At 64.2% G+C, this 11,117-nt stretch carries 10 protein-coding genes; 6 read left to right on the top strand and 4 right to left on the bottom strand.

Going from position 1 to position 11,117, the window contains the following annotated elements; all coding sequences use genetic code 11:
• A partial coding sequence (locus tag GA0115259_RS40490; RefSeq protein WP_093600348.1) for a hypothetical protein occupies nt 1-901 on the top strand: 901 nt, incomplete at its 5' end.
• A gap of 34 nt (nt 902-935) precedes the next feature.
• Here GA0115259_RS40490 and GA0115259_RS22835 read toward each other — a convergent pair.
• Entirely contained in the window at nt 936-1,139 is a 204-nt protein-coding gene (locus GA0115259_RS22835; RefSeq protein WP_093600345.1) for a DUF397 domain-containing protein, read from the bottom strand.
• Nucleotides 1,136-1,984, bottom strand: coding sequence for a helix-turn-helix domain-containing protein (locus GA0115259_RS22830; RefSeq protein ID WP_256098088.1), 849 nt, complete (start codon nt 1,982-1,984; stop codon nt 1,136-1,138). Before GA0115259_RS22830 ends, GA0115259_RS22835 begins: the two co-directional genes overlap by 4 nt.
• Nucleotides 1,985-2,154: 170 nt before the next feature.
• Here GA0115259_RS22830 and GA0115259_RS22825 point away from each other — a divergent pair, with 170 nt between their 5' ends.
• Complete coding sequence (locus GA0115259_RS22825) at nt 2,155-2,814, top strand: ATP-binding protein (protein WP_237540371.1); 660 nt, start codon at nt 2,155-2,157, stop codon at nt 2,812-2,814.
• A 96-nt stretch (nt 2,815-2,910) separates the two neighbouring features.
• The gene (locus GA0115259_RS22820; protein ID WP_093600339.1) at nt 2,911-3,846 is read left to right on the top strand and encodes a YDG/SRA domain-containing protein; all 936 of its coding nucleotides are present in this window, start codon (nt 2,911-2,913) and stop codon (nt 3,844-3,846) included.
• On the opposite strand, the gene GA0115259_RS22815 is transcribed toward GA0115259_RS22820, so the two are convergent.
• Nucleotides 3,843-6,980, bottom strand: coding sequence for a DEAD/DEAH box helicase (locus GA0115259_RS22815; RefSeq protein ID WP_093600336.1), 3,138 nt, complete (start codon nt 6,978-6,980; stop codon nt 3,843-3,845). The two genes, GA0115259_RS22820 and GA0115259_RS22815, sit on opposite strands and share 4 nt — an antisense overlap.
• A 102-nt stretch (nt 6,981-7,082) precedes the next feature.
• Nucleotides 7,083-8,081, bottom strand: coding sequence for an SEC-C domain-containing protein (locus GA0115259_RS22810; protein WP_093600333.1), 999 nt, complete (start codon nt 8,079-8,081; stop codon nt 7,083-7,085).
• Nucleotides 8,082-8,466: 385 nt separating this feature from the next.
• Here GA0115259_RS22810 and GA0115259_RS22805 point away from each other — a divergent pair, with 385 nt between their 5' ends.
• The 3 genes from GA0115259_RS22805 to GA0115259_RS22795 all read left to right on the top strand — a co-directional run bounded on the left by GA0115259_RS22805 (nt 8,467) and on the right by GA0115259_RS22795 (nt 10,938).
• Nucleotides 8,467-8,784, top strand: a complete 318-nt coding sequence (locus tag GA0115259_RS22805; protein ID WP_370748363.1) for a DUF6412 domain-containing protein — start codon at nt 8,467-8,469, stop codon at nt 8,782-8,784.
• Between the two features lie 237 nt (nt 8,785-9,021).
• Nucleotides 9,022-9,780 carry a YidC/Oxa1 family membrane protein insertase gene (locus GA0115259_RS22800; protein ID WP_093600327.1) on the top strand — a complete coding sequence of 253 codons (759 nt, stop codon included), beginning with the start codon at nt 9,022-9,024 and terminating at the stop codon, nt 9,778-9,780.
• A 297-nt stretch (nt 9,781-10,077) separates the two neighbouring features.
• A complete protein-coding gene (locus GA0115259_RS22795) occupies nt 10,078-10,938 on the top strand; it encodes a fumarylacetoacetate hydrolase family protein (protein WP_093600324.1) in 861 nt (286 codons plus the stop codon).
• The last annotated feature ends 179 nt before the right edge of the window (nt 10,939-11,117 follow it).

The raw sequence follows: 11,117 nt of genomic DNA, 5'->3' as shown, positions 1-11,117 counted from the left end.
CCCCCCCGGCCTCGCCGCCAGTACCGCGGCGGGCCGCTGCGCGCCGGGCGGACCGTGGCAGCGCCTGCTGCCCGGCGTCGTCCTGATACAGACCGGCGAACCCGATCCACGCCAGCGGCTGCTCGCAGCGGTCCTCTACGCGGATGCCGGGACGGCCGGTCTCTCGGGTGCGAGGGCGGTCCTGACGGGCGAGGCGGCGCTGTCGCTGTACGGAGTACGGGGCGCGACGGCCGAGTGCGCCGACGTCCTGATCGGCGCGCGCCGAGGTCTGCGGGACAGATCGTACGTACGGCTGCGCCGCACCAGCCGCTGGCCGCCGACGCTGCTGGTCAACGGCATTCCCTGCGTACGCCCGGTCCGCGCGGCGTCCGACTTCGCCGCCCATGAACCGTCCACGGAACGGGTACGTGCGATCCTCGCGACGACGGTCCAGACCTGTCGCTGCCACCCGGAGGACCTCCGCGCCGAACTGCGCGCCTCCCACGCCCTGCGCAACCCGGCGGTCGGCGCGATCCTGGACGAACTCCGCGCGGGCACCCGCTCCATCGCCGAGGGCCAGGCCCGCGACACCCTCCTCGCCGCCGGCCTCCCTCACCCACTCTGGAACCCGGTCCTCCTCACCCCGAGAGGCACCTTCCTCGCCCGCCCGGACGCCTACTGGGCCCACGCCGGCGTAGCTCTGGAAGTCGACTCGGAGGAATTCCACCTGGGCGTCACCGCCTACCGCACCACCCTCCGCCGCCGTCTCCTCCTGGAAGCCCACGGTGTAGACGTGATCAGCGCAGTCCCGGCCCTGATCCGCGACCACCCCGAAGAACTCGTAGCCGCAGTCCGCACCAAACTCCACCCAGCCAAATCCCGCGAATCCCTCCCCAACGTAATCATCCGCCCATACCTCTGACCACCCCACCCACACGGGCGCAACGAGCAGGCTTTCAACCGAGTTGCTGACAACACAGAGCGGCGACGAACCCCGCCCACGCGTCCCGCTGCACGGCGATGAGAGGCCCCTGCGGCCTCTTCGAGTCACGCACACCGACGCCAACTTCCGTCAGGTCTGCCACCTCTACACACTCGCCGCCTGCGCCGTTGCTGTAGCTGCTCTTTCGCCATGGAGAGGCTATGGGGAGCTGGGTCATCGGGCGTGATCCTCCAAGGCTGACTGGATCAGCGACAGTGACTGCTGTGGGCTCAGGGCGAGGGCTCTGAGATGGTCGAACGCCTTCGTATAGATGCTTACGTCCGCCGGGAGTTCGAGGTAGACCGAGTCCGTCAAGCCTTCTCGATAGACCACGTCGGGATCCTCCTGCTCAGGAAAACCAAGCACGGTAAAGGGGCCGGTGCTCGGATAGGCTCCTGCGTCGTACGGCAGGACCTGGACCGTCACGTTCCCCAACCGGGCCATTTCCAGCATACGTTCGAGCTGTCCGACCATCACCTGACGGTTCCCGATCACTTGCATGACCACGCTCTGGTGCACTACAGCCCAGAAGTCGAGCGCAGGGGCCTCGGTGAGCAACTGCTGGCGTCGCATCCGCACATCAACGAGCCGCGGGATCTCCCCATGCGCCAGATCCGGAGTGACACGGCTCAACTCGGTGGCGTACTGCGGCGTTTGAAGCAGCCCGGGAACGAACTCGCCTTGATATGTACGCAGATTGGCAGCAGCCTGTTCGAGCCCTACGTACACAGAGAACCATGATGGGATGGCATTCCCGTGAGCGTGCCACCATCCTTTGGTCTTCGACTCCTTGGCGAGAGACTTCAGCAGCTCACGCAACTCGTCGGACGTGCCGTAGAAACGGCACAGGGCATCTACGTCCGATGGCTGCACCCGCCCCTGGCCCGTCTCCATGCGATTGACTTTGGAGCCGCTCCAGTCGAGTGCCTTGCCCACTTGATTGCAGGTCAGCCCTGCCTCGTCACGCAGTTTCTTGAGCTCGATCGCCAGCCGACGGCGCCGCGCAGTAGGTGACCCGGCCACTTCAACTCCCTGTTGGATAGCGGAAGTCCCATCCCATCGGAAGGGGCATGGTTCGCCAATCACTCGTTGGGGGGAATCCCGGCGTGCACATTGCATGGCGGGATGCGCCGATGCCATCCTCGCATGGTGCGCAACTTTGTGTGCGCGTAAAACTTCGAAAGGTGAGGGCCATGTCGACTGATCATCATGGCTGCATGCAGCGAAAGCCCTGGGAGGTTCCCTTCTTAGCGGAGTCGAGGGAGGTGGTAGGCCTGCGCCGTGTGGTCCGCATGCACCTGGGATTCTGGGGGTTGTCGGAAGTCATCGCGCCGGCTCAGATCTGCGTCAGCGAGTTGGTCGCCAATGTCATCAGGCATGTGGGTCGGGGGACGCCGACAACACTCATGGTCTCGATGCGGGGTACACATGTGCGCATTGAGGTCCGCGATCCGGAGACTCGCGCTCTTCCAACGCTGATCGCTGCAGAGTCGGACGCTGAATCGGGTCGCGGAATGATGCTGGTGGATGAGCTGGCGGACCGATGGGGCGTGCTCCTCGGAGCAGATTCGAAGATCGTGTGGTGCGAGTTGGCCACGACACTGACCTCGCCGTTCGGTCATACGGAAAGTCCGCAGGTCACGCGAGCTGAAGCTCTTCTGGCGTCCCGCGGTGTAGGGCATCCCATTGATTCCAAGTCGAGCCATCCGTTCTCGGTCGTCATGGTGGAACAAACGGTCATTGAGGTGATCGCCGATCTTTTCCACTGGCTCCGCGCTCACGGGTGTGACTTCGAAGACATCCTGGACCGCGCCCAGGCTCGATTTGAGGTAGCACTTGACGAGGCAAGTTGAGCTCTTTCAAGCCACTATGCGCTTGTTTTCAGCCACACGTTTCAATGGCGTGAAGCAAATGATCAGAATTGATCATCCGGCAGGCAGCATGTATGCATGTCTGCGTACAGAGCTACCTTCGGGCACATCGACGACATCTCCCCTGGAGCTCATTTTGACTCCCGTGTTGATGTCAAGAAAGCCAAGCTCCACAAGGCCGAACGAGACGGGATCTCGTGGGGACGTGACGAGGAAGGTCAGCGAGCAGCAGATGCGATTGTGCTGAGCAAGGGCTACGAGGATGATCGCGATGGTTGGAACGAGGTGCTCTACACCGGAGCTGGCGGCCGAGACGAGAACACTGGACGCCAGGTAGAAGACCAAACCTGGGACAACCCAGGGAACGCAGGCCTTCGGCGCAGTCAAGCCAAGGGATACCAGATTCGTGTCATCCGTGGGGCCACGGGTGAGCGGATCTATTCACCCAGCAGTGGGTATCGATATGACGGGCTCTATGAGGTCGTGGACTCTACGCTTGAGGACGGCAAGGCGGGGTTCAAGATCTGTCGGTTTACGCTGCGCCGCCTTCCCTTCGATAAGCAAGAACTGATGCCCATGGGGCAGCAAGTCCGGGATGCATTCGATGGCTCTCCGCCCAGGAAGACCGCAACTGTTGAGCGCATTGTTCGGGACACTTCAACGGCTCGACGTGTAAAGCAGTGGTACGGGCACACCTGTCAAATATGTAGGATTGCTCTTCCGGTCGGGCCGAATGGATTGAGCTATGCGGAGGGCGCTCATATTCAGGCATTGGGATGGGCTAGTGGTGGTCCGGATATTGATGGAAACATCCTATGTCTATGCCCCAATTGTCATGTCAGGTTGGACCGTGGTGCGATTTACCTGACTGATACTCTGGATGTCATTGATCGCTACTCTAGTGGCGAGACATCGCCAAAGATAAGGCTAACAACGGTGGACCAACACCGAATTCAGAAGAGGTTCGTTCGGGCCCACCGTCGTTTTTGGAAGATAGTGGACGGGGATTCTTAAACGGCGGCGATGGCGGAGTAGGTCCAGACGTCCGCGGGGAGCGGGGTATGAAGCTTCCAGGTGATGCCCATCGGTTTGCTGCCCTCGTGTGACACATAGTCGGCCGGGCCGAGCAGCATCCAGGGCTGGGGGCCGCCGATGTCTGTTTTCTTGTAGCGGCGGACAAAGAGCAGCACATGGGATCCGTTGGCTTGGTGGGACTGGTAGCGGATGCCAGTGGGTGAGGACTCTGATGTTTGGTTCTGCGACTCCCAGTGGAAAAGAGTGTCGCTCATCGCGTAGTCCTTGTATCGAGTCTGTGGTGAGAAGTCCTTCTCGTCTTTTTCAAGGGTGATGAGGAGAGCGTCGATCTTGGTCTGATCGCACCAGCGCACGCCCTCGCGGAAGTGGCCCGGCATCAGGCTATCAATGGTGGACTCGCCTAGTGCTGCAAGGATTTCCTCACGGCTATAGGACGCGTGCACTCGCAGAGGCAGGTCGCTATGCGCACCAGCAAGGGCAGGTGTGACATGGTCAAGGTGATCTAGGCCATGAGCGAGGATCTGGCGCAATTCGCTTCGTACGGCCGGCTGGTGGCGCAGTGATGTGAGACCGGCTTGGTAGGAGTTGAAGCCGCCCAATGGCCAGAGTGTGAAGAAGAGCATCCGCGCGTAGGGGCGTTCCAGCTCGGTGAGTTCGTCGTAAGACGGTGCGTCATCCTCTAGCAGTTGGGTGTAGGCGGCGGCTCGGGCCGGATCGTCTACATGGAGGAAGGCCGACGCTCGCTTCAGCAACGCTGCCTCGCCGTCAGGTGCTGGGTCGGGTAGGAGGTTCGCTCGACGCAGTAGTGCGGTCCAGGAGTGGTTTGCTCCTCGGTAGAGCTCCTTGATCTCACGGCCGCTTTCTGTCAGATATGCAGCTAGCTCCGGCTCGCCGAATTGCCGCACTTCATTGGCGAGTTGAGCCACATTCACGCTGATCTGTGTGCGAATATTTTCAATGATGAGTTCCTTGGCCTTTGGCTCAAGGATGATCTGGCAGCCTGACGGTAGTTGTGGAAAGTCATGCTCAATGGCTGAGACAAGGCGGTTTCGAGTGAGATTTGTGAGAGAGCGAAACTGCTCCTCGAAGCGGAACTCCTTACGGTGTTGACCGATGAAGTCCAGTACGGTGAGGACCGCCTTCCCTTCACGGCGGCGCAGGCCCCGTCCGAGCTGCTGCAAGAAGACCGTGGCACTCGATGTCGGGCGAAGGAGAAGGAGTGTGTCAACATCGGGGATATCGAGACCCTCGTTGAAGAGATCCACAGAGAAAATTACTTGCAGTTTGCCGGCTCTCAGCGCACTCAGTGCAGAGCGGCGTTGGTCATCCGGAGTTTCGCCCGACAGGGCAATGGCGTTTAGTCCGGCTTGCTGGAAGAATTCCGCCATAAAATGTGCATGAGCAACAGATACGCAGAATCCCAGCGCGCGCATACGACCTGGATCGGTGATCTTATCCTCTACTGCTTTCACCACTAGTCGAGCGCGAGCGTCATTTCCCGTGAAGAGGTTGCTGAGCGCGGTGGTGTCGTATGCACCGCGCTTCCATTGGATTACAGTGAGATCTGTGGTGTCTGTGATCCCAAAGTAGTGAAAGGGCGAGAGAAGGTCATTTTCTAGAGCTTCCCATAGGCGTATCTCGGCGGCGATGCGCCCGTCGAAGAACTCGTCCTGAATGTTCAAGCCATCCATACGCTCAGGAGTCGCTGTCAGGCCAAGGAGCTCAATGGGTGTGAAATGGTCGATGATCTTACGATAGGTTGGAGCCGTGCCGTGGTGGAATTCATCAATCACAACGATGTCGAAGTGATCGCGGGAAAATCTTTCTAGGGCGCGAGCATTAAGGGACTGGACGCTTGCGAAGACATGGTTCCAGTCGGACGGGATTTCGCCAGTGAAGAGCAATTCGCCAAAGTTCCCGTCATCGAGAACGCCTTGATAGGTGCGGAGCGACTGTTCCAAGATCTCCTTGCGATGAGCGATGAAGAGGAGACGCAGATCTCGCCCCAGCTTTCTGCGTAGCGCCTTGTAGTCAAGCGCGGCCATGACCGTCTTGCCCGTGCCTGTCGCAGCCACCAGGAGATTGCGATGTCGGTCATGGACATCCCGTTCCACCTCAAGGCGCTCCAACATGTCCTGCTGGTGCGGATACGGACGTACTTCCAACCCTGACAGGGTGATGCTTCGACCGCTGGCGGCTGTAGCCCCTCCGCTTGCTTCCCGTAGAGCCGCATCCAGGCGATCCCCGTGAATCGCAGGGTCATACGCTTCGAAAGCAGCCTCGCTCCAATAGGAGTCAAAGGTGGCCTCGAACTTCTTTATGACATCCGGGGTCGCGACCGATGAGAGGCGGACATTCCACTCAAGACCATCGAGGAGTGCTGCCTTGGAGAGATTCGAGCTTCCGACGTACGCCGTGTCGTATCCAGAGCTCCGTCGGAAGAGCCAGGCCTTCGCATGGAGACGGGTGGAGCGAAGCTCGTAGTTGACCTTCACTTCGGCATCAAACTCCTGGACCAGTCGATCCAGGGCCCGTCGTTCAGTGGCACCGATGTAGGTGGTCGTGATGACTCGGATAGGGACACCACGCTCGTGGGCCGTGCGGAGAGCACCTTCAAGAACGCGTAGTCCATGCCATTTGACGAAGGCGCAAAGCAGATCGACTCGATCCGCGGTGGCCAGTTCCGCGCGGAGTTCAAACCCGAGGTTGGGATCCTCGGGAGAGTTTGTGAGCAGGGCGGTGTCGGAGAGAGGAGTGGCCGGGCGGATGGCGTAGACCCCCGGTGCCTCTTGTTCTGCGATGGCCATGAGCTGCCGAGGACCTTCGGCCACCATGTCCACCCACTCTTTTGCGCCGGCCAAAGTGCTGACCGAATCGAGGATGTGGTTGGCAGCGTGGACACGCTCGGTGTCAGGCAAGCCCCGCAGGACGCGCCGGACAGTTTCGGCAACATGTCGGGCCAGGACATGAGGCGTGGATTCGACGCCCACCTCGGCATCGATCGCTCGCCATCCCGTGCCTTCCATCTGCTGGAGACGGTCTTTGAGTCGCAGCGTGATCAGTTGCTCGTAGAGTCCGGTTGCCGGAGATTTGTCGTCCAGCGCGTCCGTCATCCATGGTCCCTTCATCGAAGCCGCAAGTTCGATTTTGATTTTTGCAGCAGCCACTGACATTCCACCGATGAAGGGAACTACGGCAGGGCCCAGAGGTCCGGCTCAGTTGGTGCCGTGGCAGTCGCGGTAAGGCTTGGTTGAGGTGCACCAGCAGGGGGCGTTGCGGGGTGGGGGCCAGGGGGCGGCTCGGCCTCGGGCGGCGAGGGTGGTGGCGTATTGGGGGAGCAGAGCGGTGTTGGAGGGCGAGGACTGTTCGGAGGCCGCGAAGGCTTCGTAGGAAGGGACCGTGGCGGTGACGATGCCCAGGTTGGGGGTGCCGGTGGCGGCCAGGTCGCGGAGGGAGGCTTCCAGTTGGGAGAGGTGGGCCTCGTGGGAGGGATATTCGGAGGCCAGGGTGGGGTACGCGGCGAGGAGTTCGGTCAGTTCCGGCTTCGGCCAGTGGAGGACTGCCACGGGGAACGGGCGGGACAGGGCCGTGCGGTAGGAGCCCAGTTCGGCGCGGAGGCGGGTGATCTCGGCCTGGAGTTCGGCGGGATTGTCGGAGCCCAGGGACCAGAGGCGTTTGGGGTCGTGCAGCTCGTCCAGGGAGACCGGCGAAGGGTGGACACGGTCGGCGAGGGCGTCCCAGTCGTCGTGGTCCAGGCCCAGCAGTCGGCGGACGCGGTGGCGGCCGATCAGCAGGTTGTGGGTCGGGTAAGGGACCTCTTCGCCCGGCGTGAGCAGCAGATTGAGGGCCGTGGTGAAGGCGTCGTGGGCCGCGGCCAGTTCGTCGTGGGACTCCAGCGTCTCGGCCACGATCTCCCAGGGCGCCGGGTCCAGCGGCGCGGCGGAGCGCAGACCGTCGATGATCGCGCGGGCCTCGGCCTCGTGTCCGTACTCCCAGAGGTTGGCGGCCTTGAGCGCCTTCACCAGTTGAGGGTGGTCGGGCGAGCCCGCGAGGAGGGTGTCGTAGAGGCCGGTGGCGCGGTCGCGGTCGCCGGCCAGTTCCAGATGGGCCGCGGCCTGGAGGAGCAGGGGCTCGTGATCCTCGGGGTACTGGGCCGCCGTACGCAGCAGGCGCTCGGCTTCCGTGGGGTGGTCGGCAGGCATGTCGGGGCGCATGGTGCACACCGTACTGCTGTACGGGATACGGGCGGAGAGGAGGCCGCGCCCGGTGCGGCCCTACGGTTCTGAGGTACGTGGGCGTCGTCATCCTCCGGACCGTCGCCCTCGGGCTGTCGGCTGTTCGGGCGGTGATCCGGGGTGTGATACCGGTGGTCCGCCCGCTCCTGGTCCCGTCGGCAGCCCGCGCCCCAGACATCGGGTCGATTCCGCCGCGCGGCGCGCGATTCCGCTAGTACGCGGCTGCGCGGCCGTACCGGCGTGAGTCGGGCACTGCTTCGGCCTCGCCGACTGCTGCAGCTCCTTGAGGCCGATCGTGTATAACGGCTGGAGTGGCATTTGTCGTACGAGCACTTTGATGGGGACGGGACGAGAGGAGCAGGCCATGGTCCGCAGCGCGCTTCGGCTGCTGCGTCCCGCCGGGCTGTTGCTCTTCCTTCTCACCGAAGTCCTGCTGATCGACGCGGGCAGCCTCTCCGCCGCCGTCGCGCTCGCCGCCACCGCCGCCGCGGGCTCAGCCCTCGCCGTCTGCGCCGTCATCAGCGCGCGCTCCGTGCCGGCCCACCCGCCGCACCGGGTACGGACGGCCATCCGCGACCGTGAGCAACGCACCGCCTTCCTGCCGCAACGGGATCCCGACGCCTCGGGCCGTACCCGTCCCCGAGCACCCGGCCGCCGCCCGGCGACGGCCGCGTGGGCATAGGGGCTCAGGCGTACCGGGATAGCGCAAGGATATAGGGGCATAGGGGCGACCGCTTCCGGTGGTCCCGCCGCTTGCGTAATCCCCGTAACCCTCCGCGTAACCCCCTCCCACGGGTCGTCATGCCTCATCGCCGCCTCATGGCGGACCCGGTCGTGCCGCGCGTATCGCGGCCGGCCGCTCCCGACCGGCACGACGAGACCCCACGGAGGGCTCACCTTGTCTGCTTTCTCTGCTTTCATGTCTGTTTTCGCCGACCTGGTCACAGGTCTCGCCGATCTGCTCCAGCCGCTCTTCCACGCGGGTGCCACCGCCGCGGCGATCGTCCTGTTCACCGCCTGCGTACGGCTCGCGGTCCACCCGCTCTCCCGCGCGTCCGCCCGTGGCCAGAAGGCCCGTACCAAGCTCGCCCCGCAGATCGCCGAACTGCGCAAAAGGCACGGCAAGAATCCCGAGCGCATGCAGAAGGCGATCGTGGAACTGCACGCCAAGGAGAAGGTCTCGCCGCTGTCCGGCTGTCTGCCCAGCCTGGCGCAGATGCCGGCGTTCTTCCTGATGTACCACCTCTTCTCCAACCGGACGATCGGCGGCGAGCGCAACGAACTGCTCGGCCACTCCCTCTTCGCCGCGCCGCTCGGCGACCGCTGGACCGACGCCCTCGCGCACGGCGGGCTGTTCGGCGGCGCCGGGCTCGTGTATCTGGCGCTCTTCGCGATCGTCGCGGCAGTCGCCACCTTCAACTTCGGGCGGATGCGGATCCAGCTCGCGAACGCGCCCGCGATGCCGGCCGGGCCCGACGGACAGCAGCTCCCTGGCATGGGCGCGATGACGAGGATGATGCCGCTGCTCTCCTTCGCGACGCTTTTCACCGTGGGCGTGGTGCCGCTGGCGGCGGCGCTGTATGTGGTGACGAGCACGACCTGGACGGCGGTCGAGCGGTACTTCCTCTACTACCGAGGCATGCCGGTGGCGGCGACGGTGCCGGCCACCGCGGCATAGGTGCCATCCCGGCATAGGCGGTCTGCCGTGGGCGCCAAGCCGTGGGCGCCGGGCCGCTGCGCGGCGAGTGCACGCCACCGTTGCGTAGGGGATATGGAGGTGGGGATGGTTCTGGTGGGAGCGGTGGTGGGGCGGCGGGGCGGCTCGGGAGATCCTCGTGAGGTCGGAGGGAGGCCGGCGGGAGGTCCAGGGTATGAACTGGGACTTGCGGAGTGATCCGATGTCTTGGAGGATCGGCCAATCCCCCGATGGCCACGCCCATCGGCTTGGCAATGCTCGACCAGAGGGAGACAGACGATGAAGCTGCTGCGTGTCGGTACGGCGGGGGCCGAGCGCCCGGCGCTGCTCGATGAGGACGGGACGACCCTGAGGGATCTGTCCGCGCTGGTCACGGACATCGACGGAGCCCTGCTCGCCGATGAGACCGCGCTCGACCGGATCAGGTCGGCCGCCGCCTCCGGCGAACTGCCCGTGCTCGACGGCGACGGCGTAAGGATCGGGCCGCCGCTCGGCCGGATCGGCAAAATAGTGTGCATCGGGCTGAACTACCATGATCACGCGGCCGAGACGGGCGCGGAGATACCGAGCGAGCCGATCATCTTCTTCAAGGCGCCGGACACAGTGGTCGGACCTGAGGACACGGTCCTGGTGCCCCGGGGCAGCACCAAGACCGACTGGGAGGTCGAGCTCGCGGTCGTCATCGGGCGGACCGCCCGCTATCTGGACTCGGTGGAGGAGGGCCTCGCGCATGTGGGCGGATACGCGATCTCGCACGATGTCTCCGAGCGCGAGTTCCAGATAGAGCGCGGCGGTACGTGGGACAAGGGCAAGAACTGCGAGACGTTCAACCCGCTGGGGCCCTGGCTGGTGACGGCGGACGAGGTGCCGGATCCGCAGGCCCTGCCGCTCAGGCTCCGGGTGAACGGGGAGCTTCAGCAGAACGGGACGACCGCCGACCAGATATTCGGCGTGGGCGAACTCGTGCGGTACGTCAGCCAGTTCATGACGCTGTACCCGGGCGATGTCATCAACACGGGGACGCCGGCGGGAGTGGCGCTGGGCAAGCCGGAGCCGAAGCCGTATCTGCGGGCGGGCGATGTGGTGGAGCTGGAGATCGGGGGACTGGGCGTCCAGCGCCAGGAGTTGAAGGACGCGTAGCGCCTTCGGCGGGAGGCGCGGGACGAGGCGGGAGGCGCCGGTCGGACGAACTGGGCGCGTCGGACGAGCCGGAGGCGCGGGCGAGGCCGGAGGCGCGGGCGAGGCCGGAGATGCCGGACGGGCGGGCCAGGCCGGAGGCATCGCACGAGTTGGAGGGGCCCGGGGCGGGGCGGGGTGCG

Origin of the sequence: Streptomyces sp. MnatMP-M17 (assembly GCF_900091995.1) — a bacterium.
Lineage (GTDB): Bacteria > Actinomycetota > Actinomycetes > Streptomycetales > Streptomycetaceae > Streptomyces.
This window is presented reverse-complemented; position numbering and strand designations above follow the sequence as displayed.

Coding starts and splice junctions, on each gene's coding strand:
- GA0115259_RS22820 (WP_093600339.1), top strand. CDS start 2,911: ATGTCTGCGTACAGAGCTACCTTCGGGCACATCGACGACATCTCCCCT.
- GA0115259_RS22795 (WP_093600324.1), top strand. CDS start 10,078: ATGAAGCTGCTGCGTGTCGGTACGGCGGGGGCCGAGCGCCCGGCGCTG.
- GA0115259_RS22815 (WP_093600336.1), bottom strand. CDS start 6,980: ATGACGGACGCGCTGGACGACAAATCTCCGGCAACCGGACTCTACGAG.
- GA0115259_RS22835 (WP_093600345.1), bottom strand. CDS start 1,139: ATGACCCAGCTCCCCATAGCCTCTCCATGGCGAAAGAGCAGCTACAGC.
- GA0115259_RS22805 (WP_370748363.1), top strand. CDS start 8,467: ATGGTCCGCAGCGCGCTTCGGCTGCTGCGTCCCGCCGGGCTGTTGCTC.
- GA0115259_RS22800 (WP_093600327.1), top strand. CDS start 9,022: ATGTCTGTTTTCGCCGACCTGGTCACAGGTCTCGCCGATCTGCTCCAG.
- GA0115259_RS22810 (WP_093600333.1), bottom strand. CDS start 8,081: ATGCGCCCCGACATGCCTGCCGACCACCCCACGGAAGCCGAGCGCCTG.
- GA0115259_RS22825 (WP_237540371.1), top strand. CDS start 2,155: ATGTCGACTGATCATCATGGCTGCATGCAGCGAAAGCCCTGGGAGGTT.